The 16,018-nt window shown below is 42.9% G+C and carries 13 protein-coding genes and 1 pseudogene; 7 read left to right on the top strand and 7 right to left on the bottom strand.

The window, feature by feature from the left end; all coding sequences use genetic code 11:
* Nucleotides 1-2: 2 nt before the first annotated feature.
* Entirely contained in the window at nucleotides 3-1,871 is a 1,869-nt protein-coding gene (locus AC0L6H_RS10705) for a GNAT family N-acetyltransferase (protein ID WP_473394275.1), read from the bottom strand.
* 184 nt (nucleotides 1,872-2,055) lie between these two features.
* Here AC0L6H_RS10705 and AC0L6H_RS10700 point away from each other — a divergent pair, with 184 nt between their 5' ends.
* Together AC0L6H_RS10700 and AC0L6H_RS10695 are read left to right on the top strand one after the other, a co-directional pair.
* Nucleotides 2,056-2,292, top strand: coding sequence for an RNA recognition motif domain-containing protein (locus AC0L6H_RS10700; RefSeq protein ID WP_473394273.1), 237 nt, complete (start codon nucleotides 2,056-2,058; stop codon nucleotides 2,290-2,292).
* Between the two features lie 5 nt (nucleotides 2,293-2,297).
* Nucleotides 2,298-2,870 carry a cytochrome c peroxidase gene (locus tag AC0L6H_RS10695; RefSeq protein WP_473394272.1) on the top strand — a complete coding sequence of 191 codons (573 nt, stop codon included), beginning with the start codon at nucleotides 2,298-2,300 and terminating at the stop codon, nucleotides 2,868-2,870.
* 244 nt (nucleotides 2,871-3,114) lie between these two features.
* Here AC0L6H_RS10695 and AC0L6H_RS10690 read toward each other — a convergent pair whose 3' ends face one another.
* The 6 genes from AC0L6H_RS10690 to AC0L6H_RS10665 form a co-directional block, all read right to left on the bottom strand.
* On the bottom strand, nucleotides 3,115-4,440 hold the full coding sequence (locus AC0L6H_RS10690; RefSeq protein WP_473394271.1) for a tetratricopeptide repeat protein: 1,326 nt from the start codon (nucleotides 4,438-4,440) through the stop codon (nucleotides 3,115-3,117).
* A gap of 15 nt (nucleotides 4,441-4,455) precedes the next feature.
* Nucleotides 4,456-5,061, bottom strand: a complete 606-nt coding sequence (locus AC0L6H_RS10685) for an energy transducer TonB (RefSeq protein WP_473394269.1) — start codon at nucleotides 5,059-5,061, stop codon at nucleotides 4,456-4,458.
* Nucleotides 5,062-5,064: 3 nt separating this feature from the next.
* Nucleotides 5,065-5,469 (bottom strand): ExbD/TolR family protein, encoded by a 405-nt coding sequence (locus AC0L6H_RS10680; RefSeq protein ID WP_473394268.1) that lies wholly within the window; start codon nucleotides 5,467-5,469, stop codon nucleotides 5,065-5,067.
* Between the two features lie 76 nt (nucleotides 5,470-5,545).
* Nucleotides 5,546-6,073 (bottom strand): MotA/TolQ/ExbB proton channel family protein, encoded by a 528-nt coding sequence (locus tag AC0L6H_RS10675; protein WP_473394266.1) that lies wholly within the window; start codon nucleotides 6,071-6,073, stop codon nucleotides 5,546-5,548.
* 11 nt (nucleotides 6,074-6,084) lie between these two features.
* Nucleotides 6,085-7,491, bottom strand: a complete 1,407-nt coding sequence (locus tag AC0L6H_RS10670) for a MotA/TolQ/ExbB proton channel family protein (RefSeq protein ID WP_473394265.1) — start codon at nucleotides 7,489-7,491, stop codon at nucleotides 6,085-6,087.
* Nucleotides 7,492-7,513: 22 nt separating this feature from the next.
* Nucleotides 7,514-8,260: a DUF3450 domain-containing protein gene (locus AC0L6H_RS10665; protein ID WP_473394512.1), complete on the bottom strand. Its 747-nt coding sequence runs from the start codon at nucleotides 8,258-8,260 to the stop codon at nucleotides 7,514-7,516.
* 259 nt (nucleotides 8,261-8,519) lie between these two features.
* On the opposite strand from AC0L6H_RS10665, the gene AC0L6H_RS10660 reads away from it, so the two are divergent.
* The 5 genes and pseudogenes from AC0L6H_RS10660 (at nucleotide 8,520) to AC0L6H_RS10640 (ending at nucleotide 15,873) form a co-directional block, all read left to right on the top strand.
* Nucleotides 8,520-8,975, top strand: a complete 456-nt coding sequence (locus AC0L6H_RS10660; RefSeq protein WP_473394264.1) for a TlpA disulfide reductase family protein — start codon at nucleotides 8,520-8,522, stop codon at nucleotides 8,973-8,975.
* A 32-nt stretch (nucleotides 8,976-9,007) separates the two neighbouring features.
* Nucleotides 9,008-9,253 carry a DUF4266 domain-containing protein gene (locus AC0L6H_RS10655; protein WP_473394262.1) on the top strand — a complete coding sequence of 82 codons (246 nt, stop codon included), beginning with the start codon at nucleotides 9,008-9,010 and terminating at the stop codon, nucleotides 9,251-9,253.
* Entirely contained in the window at nucleotides 9,244-10,536 is a 1,293-nt protein-coding gene (locus AC0L6H_RS10650; RefSeq protein WP_473394260.1) for a DUF3570 domain-containing protein, read from the top strand. Before AC0L6H_RS10655 ends, AC0L6H_RS10650 begins: the two co-directional genes overlap by 10 nt.
* A 34-nt stretch (nucleotides 10,537-10,570) precedes the next feature.
* Entirely contained in the window at nucleotides 10,571-11,464 is an 894-nt protein-coding gene (locus tag AC0L6H_RS10645) for an FAD:protein FMN transferase (RefSeq protein WP_473394259.1), read from the top strand.
* Between the two features lie 94 nt (nucleotides 11,465-11,558).
* Nucleotides 11,559-15,873, top strand: a pseudogene (locus AC0L6H_RS10640) (DEAD/DEAH box helicase).
* Nucleotides 15,874-16,018 lie beyond the last annotated feature (145 nt).

The raw sequence follows: 16,018 nt of genomic DNA, 5'->3' as shown, positions 1-16,018 counted from the left end.
TTTTAAGATTGCGTTGTATCTGTGCTTGCTGGTGGGTTTAAGCGCAACACTAATTCAATTTCGCCAGGATCTGAATTGAACACACGTTTAAAATCAAATTGCTCAAACACCGAAATCATTGGTTTATTTTCACTTTTCACCATGGCGAACATCTTTTTTAAGCCTCGCGCTGTGGCGATTTTAATCATTTCTTGCAGAAGTCTTTTTGCCATGCCTTTACCTTGATTGTTCTCGCGCGTAACAAAAGCAACTTCACATGCACCATCAGGGTACAAGTAGTAACGGCCAACCGCTTCAATCCGAGTTCGTGAACCTTCTTGCTGCACGATAGTCAGTGCAATATCTTTAGACTGATCAACGCTAACTAAATCACAGGATTTTTCGCGCGTCATACCTTGGGGAATATAGTTGTAGCGCATGCGCACAGTTTCTTTGGTATGGGAATAGAAAAACTCTTGTAAACGTCTTTCATCTGCTGGGTTTAGGGGCCGCAAATAAAAGTGTTCACCGTGGATATCAATCAACCTGATTTGCAACTCACCAAATTCTTGCACATCTGTTGGAAATTGTTTTTGATAATTGGGCACCCAAAAATGTTGCCTTATTTGCTGTAATAGCTCTTCTCTAAATTTAGGATGGGCTACGCGGATAAGTTCGAGCGCGCGTTCACGTACACTTTTGCCCCGCAAACTTGCAATACCAAACTCAGTAACCACATAGTGCACGTTTCCGCGTGATGTAACCACACCGGCACCCTCACTGATATTTGCCACTATCCTAGATACAGTGCCACCTTTAGCCGTTGAAGGAAGCGCAATTATAGGTTTACCGCCTTTACTTTTTGATGCTCCTTCAACAAAATCGACCTGTCCGCCTATTCCGCTATAAAACTGATAGCCAATAGAATCAGCGACAACTTGACCACTAAGGTCGACTTCAATCGCACTGTTAATCGACACCATATTTCTATTTTTAGCTATATTGGCAGGCTTATTTATGTAGGATGCAGGATAAAACTCAACGTGAGGATTATTGTGCACAAATTGATAAACCTTTTCACTACCAATACAAAAACTGGTAACCGTTTTGCCGGGGTGAAAAGTTTTATGACGATTATTAATAACCCCTTTTTGCATTAATTCAGCGATACCGTCACTGAGCATTTCAGTATGCACGCCAAGGTTTTTATGAGAATGCAGATAGCGAGTTACCGCATCAGGTATTTTTCCAATACCTAATTGTATAGTTGCGCCGTCTTCAACTAACATCGCAGCATATTGGCCAATACGGTCGCTTATTTTTGACCGCTCGGGCAACACAATTTCTGGTAGCACTTGGGCTTGTTCAATACAAGCAGAGAATTCGCTTACATGTAAAAAAGAATGTCCACATGTGCGCGGCATTTCAGGATTAATCTGGGCAATAATATGCTTTGCGCTGCGTGCTGCCGACATTACCACGTCAACCGATACACCCAAAGAGCAATAGCCCAAAGAATCAGGCGGCGAGACCATAATTAAGGCAGCATCAAGGGGCAAGGTATTGTCACTAAACAAGGTCGATATTTGCGATAAAAAGCAAGGCGTGTAGTCGGCTCGCCCTTCTTCAACAGCTTTGCGCACATTGTCGCCATGTATAAAAAAGGTATTTATTTTAAAACGATTTTTGTATTCTGGCAGTGCCCATTGGCTTGCCCCTAAGGTCACTATATGCGTAAGTTCAATATCATCTATGCCTTTACCATCTGCAATTAAACTATCTATCAATGCATTTGGTACAGCGGCATTTGAACCAATAAAAACACGGTTTCCTGACTTCAGCAATTCATGCCATTCAATCTTATTAGTAAATTGTGATTTAAGTAGCTGCATAGCGCGCCCTTCATAGTCTGTAATTCTGTGTAGCCTTGTGTTTTACGCAAAACCTTTTGTTAAAATAATCAACATAAGTATATGAACAATACTAGAATGAAGTGTTGATCTGATCGAGGTTTTTTACTCCTTATTGTTTTTTACTGTAATATTGCCAGAAATATCCTCCATAATTAGGCATCACATGAAACTTCTTGTACGTAATCTAGCACGTAGCACCACCGAAAATGAAATATCCATTCTATTCACAGCACAAGGCGAAGTTAGTGACTGCACCCTTGTACTTGATCAAAACACTGGCACATCTAAAGGTTTCGCCTTTGTTGAAATGCCAAACGAGGACGAAGCGCTAAAAGCAATTGCCGCTCTACATCATGCAAATATCGCCAATAGCAAAATAAGAGTAAAGGCCGCTGACTAACACTCGTGACCTCGATTTATTACTTCTGCCCTTCTTTGCGCACAAGCCACGCAATCGGCTTTGCGGGTGATTTTACTGAGTTTTGTGGTGGTGCAATGCGCAAAATGGCAGAACAATTCAGTATGGCGTCAGGCGATCCAAGCCTTGTTCCTGATGTACAGCCTTTAGCGTCGCCCTCTATTTTAAATACTGCTTATCAAGAAGCGATGTTATGGAATGGCCAATTCGGTAATGCGGTTGACGGTGTCATAAATGCAGGCTTAGACACGCATATTTTAGCAAGCGAAGATACTCCTAAAGCAGAAAACTCGCGCCAGTTATCGGGTTTAGAAACTCAGGCTGTAGCAGGAATTAGTGTGCATCGCCTAGATGTAGAGAACGAGTCCGCATTGCAAACAAATGCAACATACGCGCAGATGCTAAGTGCAGCCTTCCCCAATAGTAACGGTGATGCAAAGGCCGACGCAGGTAAAGCGATTGCAGCCTATGAACGCACCGTGTTGGCCAATCAATCGGGATTTCACAAAAAGACATACCCGCTAGCCAACTTGACTATCGTTTTCTTCCTCTTGGCTTAAATGATGCAGACGTCGATGACTTGGTCGTTTTTCTAGAAAGTGCTTTGTATGACCCTAACTTACAACGTTATGTACCTAATGAACTGCCAAGTGGTGCTTGCATAACAGTTGCCGATGAGCAGTCAATGCAAGATCTTCATTGCGAAAAGACCCCTTAGACTTTTTGAAAGTTATTGACTTGCACTTACTGTACGCTGCTTAAAGAGACTAAAATAGCTCACGCGGAGAGCTATTTTAGTTTGCCTTACAAAGAAGCAGATAAACCATTTCTCATGTCAAAGGCTACCTTTTCTTTTTCAACATACTTTCGCCATTGGCGCGCTGCTGAGCGACTACTACTAAATTCTTCAGCCTTAGCAAGTTCGTCTAATGCATTTGCAAAGTCATTGATACTGTATAGAGATAATCCAAGCACCATATGTGTGTCGCCAGGTCGGTCTAAATTGCCTTTTGCCAAAGCTTGACGAGCGGACTCAATAGCAGGCTCATATTCGCTCAAATTATAGTGCAATAATGCTAGTTGAGCATCAAGCTCACCGTCATCAGACAAAGCAGCGGCGCTACGCATAACTGGCACGGCCTTTTGCTCCTCTTTAGCACTTTGCCAAGCTTGGGCTAAAAACTTAAGGTTACGCAAGTTTTCTTGTAGTAAGCCTGATTTTATTGCCTGTTCCATTAACCTTGCGCCTTTGTATGGTACGCCGTGGTAATAGTATAACTGGGCTAAATTAAATGTGTCAGAGGCTGAACTAATAAAGCCCCGCTGATACGCAATTTCCATCGTGGCAAATTGCTTATCTTCCTGCTCCAGTTCACCATACATGCCAGCTAGTTGTATCCAATATTTGGCCTGGTCATATAAACGAATCAGCTTAATAATAATGTCTTTTACTTTTTCAGGCTGTTGCATTTCAAAATAAATAGCACGTTGCAAAACCAGCCAGTTTTCGTCGGGTAAATAGCCCTCTTCCTCATGCCCTTTTATTGCTGTTTCGATATAATAGGCGGCGTCTTCATAAGATTTATTTTGATACAGAGCCTGCGCTTTGAGAATAAAGTTTTTGGGTGGAATAGGTCCCGTGTGAAGCGCTTCCCACCGCTCAATGTAGCTAATCACGTCGTCGTAGTTACCTTGGGCCATACTCAATTGAGCTAAACTATAAAGTGCAGTTTGCTCAAAACTCACCGGGATGGGCGATTGCTTAACCGCTTGTTTAAACGAGGCGATAGTATTTTCAATGTCATCTTGAGAATAATAAATAAAGCCATAGAAGTTATACATGGTCGCTATTTCATAACTGTTCATGCTGTTGGCTTTTTCTTTGACCGCATCAAGTATGTTTAGGGCTTGGGTAATGTCGCCTTGGTCACTTGTTTGTTGAGCGCGCTCAAGCTGTTCGTACACCTTCGCTCGAAGGGCAGGAACTCTGCGGGTTTCTCGCGTTTCTGCAGAATCACTCTGCGCTTTAGCAATACTTGGTAGGCCACACAATAAAGCAGCTAAAATTGCAATTAACATTGCCACCTGGCTGAACGTCAGCTTAACGATATTTGATTGATATAGTTTCATGTCTTATTCCTTGCCCTAATCAATCTCAAAGGTAATACGGTTTTGTACACCTGCCACCGCAGCCGGCTCGCCATTAATTACCCTTGGCTTGTATTTAAATTTAACCACTGCATCTAAGGCAGCTTGTTCAAAAATGCCTTGAGGATTTGCCTCGACCACGACTGGGTCTTGAACAGCACCGATTTTACTTACCGTAAACTCTACAATGACATAGCCTTGAATGCCGCGTTGCATTGCTCGGCGCGGGTACACCGCTTGCACTTTAGTAATCGGTACATATTCTCCATCACCTGAACCTAAAGACAGTCCTGAATCCAGCGACACTTCAGAGCTCAAATCAGCCGCAAAATCCAAACCACTTTGACCACCATCGGGACTTGCCGCTTCCATTTGTGGCGCCTCCATTTGTGGTGGTGGCTCTTGAGGCTTGGGCGGCTTTTTGGGCTTTCTTTCTTTTTGTTGTACTTGTTGTTCTTGTTGAACACGCACAAAATCAAGTACCTTTCCCTTTGCGGGATCTGTCAATGCACTACCACCTGCCTTTATCAAAGACTGCATCAGGAAAAACAAGCCCAAGGTGATGAATGCTGCAATAACAATAGCAGTGAGATATCGAAACATAATTTAGTCTTCAGTGGCCACAGCTGCGTCATCGATACCCGCAGCGCGGGTAGCGTCCAATACTTTCATTAGGATTTCGGTGGTGGATTTTTTATCCGCTTGAATGACCACCGAACCTTGCGGATTTTCAGCATGCAAACGTTCAACATTCGCTTGTACTGCTCGTACGTCAACGCGGCGCTTATTTATCCAAATCTCATTTTTTTCGCTTATCGCAACTAAAATACTCGCCTTGTCTTTTTTCACAGCGGTAGACGCTTCTGGGCGGTTCACATCTATGCCCGACTCTTTCACAAATGAAGCCGTCACAATAAAGAAAATAAGCATAATAAAGACAACATCCAGCATGGGTGTCATATCGATGTTTGCTTCTTCTTCGTCCATTAAGTTTTGAAAATGTTGCTTCATGTTCTTTCCTTTTTTGCTAATGTCGCGGTTTACGTCGCGGGGCAAAAATAATCATTAAATTAGAGTAAATAGGGTTTTAGCCAATATTACGCGCTAAAGGTAATGCATCTTCTAAATGCGTTCGTTCTGATTTAGACGTACGCATTAGCCATGTCGATGCAAACACACCCGAGAGCGCGCCAACCATGCCCGCCATGGTAGGGATAGTCGCTTTGGAAACGCCTGATGCCATAGACCGTGCATTGCCACCACCTGAAATTGCCATTACATCAAACACTTCTATCATGCCGGTCACGGTTCCCATTAGTCCTAATAAAGGGCACAAGGCTACCAAGGCTTGAATGATAGGAATACTTCCACTCAATTTCATCGTCAGGCGTGAAATATGCGCTTGGCGAATTTGCTCAGCATTCCACGAAGTGCGGTCTTTGCGCGCCATCCACTCTTGAACTACCGTTTTCTTAAGTTGCTTATGGCTGATTTGAATATAAATAATTCGTTCTAAAATAAGCAACCACATCACGAAGATAAGCATCCCGATAACCAGCAGCACTTGGCCGCCGGTTTCGGTAAAATCTCGGATGGCTTCGAAAATTTCAATCATAAGTCTGAACCTTAGCTGCTTGACTTAGCGTTCACTAGTTCAGCACGCTCTGCGATAACGCCCGAGGCTTGTTCTTGCAATATATACACTATGTTTTTGCTACGCGTATTTAGCATTGCGTATAACAAAGTAGTGGGGATTGCTACTACAAGGCCGAGTACCGTTGTGACCAACGCGGTTGAAATACCACCGGCCATCAGTTTAGGGTCACCGGTACCGAATAAAGTGATTGCTTGGAAGGTATTAATCATTCCGGTAACGGTCCCTAACAAGCCCATGAGCGGCGCTACCACTGAGATAATTTTAATGATTGTTAAGAAGCGTCCTAATTTTGGAACTTCGCCTAAAATCGCCTCAGTCAAATGTAGTTCCAGTGCTTCAACGTCTGCATGGGGATATTTGTCACGCACTTGCATAACGCGTCCAAGTGGATTACTGCTTTTAAACGTACTTGCTTTGAGCTGTGAATTTACCTTAGTACGAATTATAGTCAGGCTTATAAGACGCTCAAGAGCAAGTAGTAAACCTATTGCACCTACAATTAAGATGATGTAGCCAACCAATCCACCTTGCTCTACACGTTCTTTCAAGCTAGGAGCCTGCACTAACAGTGCAAGGATTGACCCACCCGTAGGATCTAAACCGAAGCGCACTATTTCACCACTTGATGATTCTAATTGTGAGACCGTATCACCAAAGCGATTAGCTGGCTGGCGAATAAGCTCAGCAACGGTGTTTGTCTCATTCTTATATTCTAAGTATTTACCGTCGGCGATAAGTGCAAATGGACCAACGCGAGTCACGTCTTTAACCACTTTTTCGCCACTGGCTTCAACGACTTCAGTAGTAAATTTAGTAACCTTACCTGCTTGGGTCATTTCACGTTGAATTTCAAACCAAACTCTTTCGATTTCTTCAATAGAGGCTAGCTTAGAAGACGAGCCCATTGATTGCGCCATTTGATCCAAAAAGTCATCTCGTCCTGGGATTTGGGCGCTAATTACCGAGTTTGCAAACTTATTTTTAGTGTCTCCAGCGACTTGCTGTAATACACCAAAGAGTTCTTTTAATGAACCCAAACGCGTATCAAGCGCGCCATTTAAGTCACCAAGCTTAAATTCGTTTTCTTCAAACTGAGTTTCTAGCTTTTCTGATTCGCGCAGCATCGCGTCACGTTTAGCCAATGTTTCTCTTAAAATACGGTCTTGGTCAGCACGTTTAGCCACAAATTCTTTTTCGCGGGCTTGGTTTTGTTGGTTTTGGGAAAACTTGCCTTCTTCAAGTTGTTTAAGTAAGGCATCTAAATCTAGCGCCTTGTCATTTTCTTGTGCACTCACACCAAAGGCAAGTATGGCACTAAAGCTTATAATTGATGCGGTTTTTGCTACTAGCTGAACCAAAGAGTTGATTGATTTCATGTTACTGTTCCTTAGTCCTTAATTAGTCTGTCAACGCCACCGGCACCATGATCAAGTCAGGCGCCAGTTGCTTTCTGGCCATACGAAGACCTTTGGTGATTTGTGTACGATAGCTTGAATCTAATGAGTCCCATTGGCGCGTTTGTTTGTTCCAAACGCCTTGAGCACTGCCATCACGGGTTTGATACAACAGAGCTGTACGACCAATGCGTAAAAAGTCTACGTTACTGTCATTGCCATCGATGTTTTGAAAGCCGCTGTAAGCTTCAATGGTACGGCCGTAATCCATCTCAACTTGATAGGCTTCCATGACACGCCTAAACTTTTCTGAAGGAGCAACGTTAGCTTTGTCCATCATCGCTCGTAAATCCGCAATACGGTCACTTCTCTCTTGGGGTAGAAACGGTAGGTCTAGCTCAACAAACTGCGCTAATCCGTCTATCATGTTCATCATAAGCGGCGTAATTTGTCGCTCAATAACACTGACTTCATCAATTGCGCTATTTAAATCCAGCATCTCTTGTTTCTGATTAGCAATCTGCTTATTGAGCTGACCATTGTAAATAGCCAAGCCTTCGATTTCTTTAACCAAGGTTTTATATTGCGATAGCTTGCTGTCAATTTGCTCAGTTATGCCATTTATACGGGTTTGCGATTTCTTAGCAGACTCGTTTATTTCGGTAGCTGTAGCGTTAGCAGAATCTAAATATTGTGCTTCTTGTGCAAATGCTAGCGGTGCGTAAACGCCAACATGTAGCGCGCTGAGCATAGTTATCGTAGCTAAGGGTTTTAAAACCTTCATATGCATTCCTGAGACCTTTAAAAAATAATGTAAAAACTTATCCCGAAGAGGATATGTACATTCTGTGACAGTTTTATGACAAAAACGGGCAAAGCGACGAGCTTAACAAATCTGTAATATTTGAAACGTCGCCTAAAAAGTCTAAGGCATAAATAACAAAGCTTAAGTTTTCCTTAAGGTTTGTTATTTATGCTCTAACTATGTCATTTAAGAATTTAATGTATTAATGAAAATATTATTTGCAGTAGTGTTTACTTTTTTTAGCTTCACAAGCGCAGCATCTGCGCCAAACTTTCAGATAGATAGCAACAACGATTTACAAAGTTTACAAGGGCAAGTGGTCTATGTGGACTTTTGGGCAAGCTGGTGTAAGCCATGTCGTGCTTCTTTTCCATGGATGAATATGATGCACGAGAAGTATGCTGAGCAAGGCTTGAAGGTGATCGCCATTAATTTGGATGAAGATTCAAGAGATGCCCACAAATTTTTGAAGCTCCTCCCCGCTTCGTTTCAAATCGTTTACGACCCTCAGGGAAATATCGCCAGTCAATATGACTTAGTCGGCATGCCAAGCAGTTACCTGATTGATAAAAATGGCGATGTACGGATTTCACATCAAGGATTCTTTGCAGCGAAAACGGCTGCTTATGAAAACGAAATACAGAAACTACTTTCTGAATAAACAAACATAACGACGTTATAACAGGCCTTTATATGAAGAATACGAAAACAAAGCTCCCCAGTAAACTAAGCAAGATTGCCTTATGCATTGGACTTTTGCAATTAGGCGGTTGCGCCAGCTTAGGTGTTCAACCATGGGAACGTGCACTGCTTGCACAAGACGACATGAGCTTGACAGCTGATGCGGTCGAAATAGGTTTAGATGAACATATTTATTTCAGTAAAGAGGCCAGCAGTGGCGGCAGAGCATTTGCCGGTGGAGGTTGTGGATGCAACTAAAAAAACACACCCAGATTTCGTCGGTACTTGCCGCCGCGACCTGTGCTTTGTTAGGGTCACCAACAACAAATGCGCAAGAGAATGAACAAGCATGGGATTTCGACACCGCCATTTTGTACTACGGCGAAACCGACCGCGTCAGTTTGATTGAAGGCGTAGCACAAGCAACTAAAGATTTTGGCGATGAACATATATTTAGCGGTAAAATAGTGTTTGACACCTTAACGGGTGCATCGGCCTCAGGTGCAGTCGCACAGCCCGGCGTACAAAGCTACACCAGGCCTTCAGGCAATGGAGCTTATGAGGTACAAGGCGGTGAAACGCCGCTTGATGATACCTTCAGAGATACCCGTGTACAGGTAAATGGTCAATGGACCCAACCTTTATGGACAGACACTCGTGGTAGCGCTGGCGTAAATGTATCAAATGAATACGACTACCTATCTATTGGCGCGAATGCTTCAATTGCCCGAGACTTCGATCGTAAAAACCGCACTCTCTCACTAGGCTTGTCTTATCAATACGACAGCATTGATCCTGTGGGTGGCGCACCGGTGGGCTTTGCGAACATGCTATTTGAAAGTGACTATTTGAGCGATGACGCCTTTGACAGTGCCTTTGCAAATACTCGCCAAGCTGACTCGCAAGACAAAAGCACAATTGATGTCTTACTTGGTTTAACACAAACCATCAACAAACGCATGATTATGCAACTAAACTATGGCTTTTCAGTCGCCGACGGTTACCTTAACGACCCCTACAAAGTACTCAGTGTGGTAGACGACCAAGGTCTCACTCAGTCAATACTTTATGAAAATAGGCCTGATAAGCGCACTAAGCACAACGTATATTGGCAAACAAAATATGCGATGGACAATGGCGTAATAGATGTGTCTTATCGCTTTGCGACAGATGATTGGGAAATTGATTCGCATACTATTGATAGTAGGCTACGCTTTAATGTGTCTGATACCGCATACATCCAGCCGCATATTCGTTACTACCAGCAAGCGGCCGCAGATTTTTATCAGCCCTTCTTAAAAGAAGGTGATGCACTGCCCATGTACGCAAGCGCGGATTACCGCTTAGGAGAAATGTCAGCAATCACCGTGGGTCTTAAATACGGTCAGAAATTGAGTAACGGTCATGAATGGGGCGTGCGTTTAGAATACTATCAACAATCGCCTAAAAATGCGGGCTTTGATGAACCTGGCGCACTACAGAATGTGGATTTATATCCATCTATTAAGGCAGTCATTGCACAATTAAGTTATTCTTTCTAGTCATAGACATCCTAGAATAATAGTGTGAATGATAATGCGCCAGAATACGCCATCGCTTAGCGTACAAAACGACCACTTATGTGGTCGTTTTTCTGCTATGGCAAGCCCCTGTGAGATTTTGTTTGATACCAAAGACAAAGCCCTGGTTGCTCCATTTTTTGCTCAAGCCATTCGCGAAACCAAACGCATAGAAGCAAAGTACAGCCGCTACATAAAAGGTAATCCCTTATACAAAATCAATAACAGCGCAGGCAAGGCAGTAAAAATTGATGAAGAAACCTTTGGCTTACTGAACTTTGCGAAAACCTGCTTTGACATCAGCAATGGCAAATTCGATATTACCTCAGGTATCTTAAGAAAGGTTTGGAAGTTTGATGGCTCTGATAACATACCTAGTGCTGCGAGTGTCAAAAAGCTCCTTCCTTTCATTGGCTTTGAGAAACTATCATTTACCTCAACAAATATCGTGGTGCCTAAGGGGTTTGAAATAGACTTAGGCGGCATAGGGAAAGAGTATGCTGTTAATAAGGCAGCCCAGATATTAGCCGAAGCCTTGCCTGAAACCTCAGTATTGCTTAATTTTGGCGGTGATATACAAGTCACTCGTCCACGTCAAAACGCGCCTTATTGGCAGATTGGTATTGAAAACCCAACCAATGCTAAAGGTAGTGCCGTAGTCAATATTGCTAAAGGCGGCCTAGCGACCTCAGGCGACGCCAATCGATATTTAGAGAAAAACGGCAAACGCTACTCTCATATACTTAATCCCTTTACCGGTTTCCCTATCGAAGATGCCGCAAGGTCGGTCACGGTTGCTAGTGAGCACTGCATTCAAGCAGGCTTGCTTGCTACGCTTTCACTATTGCAAGGAGCTCAAGCAGAAGACTTTTTGAAACAACAAGGCGCTGTGTTTTGGTGCTACCGCTGAAGTAAGTAAAATAAGGGGATGTTGATTGTGTCGCTAAGCAAATTTTGTTAGTTTCAATGCACTAAACGTTAATAAAAGTGAAAACGACCGCGCTATGGCCCTCGCTACCTTTATCCAGCCACAAATTCATCAACAAATAGACGCACTTTACCGCACCTTTTTAAAATTAAGCGAACAAGATCAAAGCGTATTATTTATTTTGGCGGTGGTGCATAAACCCATCCCCATTAAGAAACTGGAGGCCTTGCTTGATATATTGGCCACTAAAGGTTTTTTGGCACACAAAGCGCATCTATATTATTTAACTCCGGTAAGAAGAGAAAAGTTAATTTACTGCAATATGCTAATACAGAGCAAAGACGGCTTATGTGTTAATCGCTTATTGGCGAATAGGCTCACCGCAGAGGTTGGTCAATTCCCTCCTCAATTGGCCTTTACTAAACCCAATGAAATAGGCAGTGAGGGGCATAAAAAAGCGCAACAGCGTTTGCTCGAGATTATGACGGCAAGCCAGGAAGTTATGCCGCTTAGCCCAAATAATCATTGGCGCTATCAAGAAGTAGATACCCGCCGCCTTGTTCGCGACTTATATTTTTTAAATGAAATGAGCAAGATCGAACAAACACTTTCATTTAGTAAAAACCCACAAGTTATTGACCACATAAAAAATATCATTCTAATTGAGCTGTTTTTTATTCCTTTTAATTTAGATAGTTTTTTATCCTTACCGAAGGTATTTCAATACCAATCTTTTGCTACCCTTTTTAGAGCCTTTCAAGTTGAAGGTAAAAATGTCGACTACCCAATTGCTTTATTAGAGCAAGTTTGCCGTGCAAATACGAATATAAAAAGCCGAAAATACAATGCAGATTGCTACTGCCTTTTTAGGTGAACAGTATTTGTATCAGGCGCGTTTTGAGGACTTTATTGCCCTTAAGATAGACCCTGAAAGCACAAGTTACGCGATGCAATTATGGGGCACCTACCACTTTTTAACGGGCCAAACTCATGACGCTATTACTCGCTTTGAACAAGCGATTGTCGCTAAAAATAAATACAGTAGACGAAAAAAGCAGTACATCAACGATGTCCTTGGTTATTTTCATAAACTAGCCCTCATGGTAGAAGGAAACCACACCGACGCGGCCTATTTTGCCAATGCATTGGACCAAATCGAATTTGAGCAAGCTGACAAAAAAACACAAAGCGATTATGCTAATTTAGGACGCAACTTAATCAGGCCGATTCAATGCTTGTCAAGTGGTGGCAACTACAACATTCTCATTCAGTATAGCTGCGTAGACGAACAAAGCGACTTCTTTTGTCATCAACTAAACTACCTTAATTATATGCTGGCGAATATTTGGTGCAATCAAAGCAAAGACCCAGAGTTGGCAGAGCTTGCGACCAAGCATAAACGCAAATTCAGTCAGTTAGGCTACACTCTCTTTGCACAAATGTGCGGACAAATCATCGCCAATATAGGCAATCAAGAAGCGCCTCAAAAAAATGACTTAGTGGATATAAGCCGACTGATTGAATGCAAGTCTCAGTGGGATTTAGCCTTAGACCAATTAATAGCCTTAAACCCAAACAACGAAAGAAACCTTGCCCAGCCCAAAACGCCAAATGCCAAAGCATCGCGCTTGGTGTGGGAGTTATCAACGCAACATACACACAGCTTAACCCCACGCGAACAAAAGCTAAACAAAACGGGTTGGAGCAAAGGGCGCGTTGTCTCGCTCAAACGCCTCGCTGAAGAACCAGAGTCTTTTGACTATTTAAGTCAAAGCGACATGAAAATATGCCGCGCTATCGAGTCCTACCTTGGCTATGGTTATTATTCAAAAACTGAATATGCGCTAGAGGGCCTGCCTGCCCTTGAGGCGGCAGTTGGTATTGACAACCTTTACGACGAAAATAACCTAGACTTCCCAATTAGCATTGTAAAGCGGGAACCCGAACTTATTGTCAGCCAACAAGGCAATCAAATTTGTTTAAGCATTGCCGACTTACCCTATGAAATTGATGATATTGAACGCCAAGACATATACGATCTTAAAGCGTTAAGTCAGGATCAATATCAGCTTACTGTATTTTCATCAGAGCATATTAAAGTTGCTAACATCATTGGTGAAGGTGGCTTATTAGTGCCTGCAAGCGCAAAACAAAAAGCAATTGAAGGTATTTCTGCCATTGCACCTTTTTTGAATATTCAATCAGACATCGCGGGGCTTGATACAGGCTTAGAAGTGCACCCTTGCGACCCCCATTTGGTAGTCAATATTGAGCCCTCACAAAATGGCTTGTCTTTTACTTGTGTCGTGATGCCTTTTGGTGAAAACGGACCCGCCTATAAACCAGCCATTGGCAGTGCTAACCTAAGCACCGATATTAACGGCAAACGCGTGGCAACCGAGCGTGATTTAGTAAGAGAACAAAATCTTTTAGATTTGCTCGACAAAGCCTGCCCTGCTTTTTTAGCCATGCCCGACAACGTTTTACTGCAGGATGATTTACAACAAGCATTACAAACCCTAGAGCAATTAGAAGCAGCCCTAGAACGTGATACCTTTGATTTATCTTTACGCTGGCCAAAAGGCAAAAAAATCAGCCTAAGCAAGCCGCTTGAAACACAACATTTACAACTTGCGGTAAACAAACAAAGCGAATGGTTTGATATTACGGGTGATTTAAGAATAAACGATGACCAAGTCATAGAGTTACGTAGGTTACTTGAGCTGGTGAAAAGTAGTAATGGCCGCTTTATAGAACTAGGACAAGATCAAATAGTCGCCTTATCGCAAGACTTGCGCGACAAGCTCGACCACATGAGTCAGTTAACTGACCATGGTGAATTCCACCCTCTTGCCAGCCTGCAGATGGAAGACGCTACCACCGGCATGCGCATGAAAACCATTGATGCATGGGATGAGCAAACCAAAAGAATGCATCAGGCCAATTCTATAGAACCTAAAATCCCTTCAACATTTCAAGCAGAACTGCGCGACTATCAAATTGAAGGCTTTGATTGGGCCGCTCGTTTGGCGTATTGGGGAGCAGGCGCTTGTTTAGCCGATGACATGGGCTTGGGGAAAACCTTACAAGCATTAGCCATCATGTTGTTGCGCGCGAATGAAGGGCCAAGCTTGGTCATTGCGCCAACGTCGGTATGCTTTAATTGGCAACAAGAAGCCTTTAAATTTAGCCCGACCTTACGCATAAGAATGTTCGCCGACGCCGTGACGAGCGACGAGCGCCTTGCCTTACTAAAAGACTTAAAACCCTTTGACTGCGTAGTGATTAGTTATGGTTTGCTGCAACGAACTAGTGAGCTATTAAAAGAGGTAAACTGGCACACAATTGTTGCTGATGAAGCACAAGCACTCAAAAATCCCTTAGCCAAACGCACCAAAGCCGCCTATGCGCTAAAAGGCGATTTTAAGATGATCACCACAGGGACACCCATCGAAAATGACCTGAGTGAATTGTGGAGTTTGTTTCGCTTTATCAATCCTGGTTTGCTGGGTAATTTAAAACGCTTTGGCCAGCGCTTTATTATGCCAATCGAAAATGCAAAAGACGATAAACTCGCCGCGCGTAAAGCCAGTCAAAGCCTAAAAGCATTGATTCAACCCTTTATACTACGGCGCATGAAACATCAGGTATTAAACGAATTACCCCCGCGAACCGAAATTAACATTCAAGTTACTATGGGTACTAAAGAGCAAGCCTTTTACGAGGCCCTGCGCTTAAATGCAATTGATAATATTACCCAAAGTGAGCAGCATGCAAATAGTGGTGAACAACGGATTCGTATGCTTGCTGAATTGGTAAAACTTCGTCAGGCCTGTTGCAATCCAAAGTTGGTGATGAGCGAAAGTGATATCCCTAGTTCAAAACTTGAGGCACTCAATGAATTGCTTGAGGAGTTGCAGTTAAATGGCCATAAAGCGCTTATTTTTAGTCAGTTTGTGGGGCATTTGCAACTTATCAAACAGCATATAGAAAGCAAGGGCTTTAGCTATCAATACCTAGACGGTTCAACCACACAAAAAGAGCGACAAAAGCGTGTAAATGCCTTTCAATGTGGCGAAGGAGATATCTTTTTAATTAGTTTAAAAGCAGGGGGTTCTGGTTTAAACCTGACCGCGGCTGACTATGTCATTCATATGGATCCATGGTGGAACCCCGCAGTTGAAGATCAAGCCTCGGACCGCGCTCATCGCATGGGACAAACAAGGCCGGTTACTATCTATAGACTAATCGCAAAAAATACCATTGAAGAAAAGATCGTAGCGCTGCATCAACGCAAGCGCAACTTAGCAGACAACTTACTTTCGGGTAATGAAACAGCGACCAAGCTCTCGGTCGACGACATGCTCAATTTACTAAAGGAGACCTTTTAGACTAGCGTACTCAATACCTTAGCTCACCTTTCCTTCTGGCAGTAGTTTGCTAGTAGGTATTTGCACAACGACAAGCGTAAATAATAATTTCATGATATTAAGATATCGGCCGATTAAATTTATGAAATATTTTTATTGCAACATG

This window comes from Glaciecola sp. G7-5, from assembly GCF_055808975.1.
Note: the sequence above shows the minus strand (reverse complement) of the source record. Positions and strands in the feature narration are given on the sequence as shown.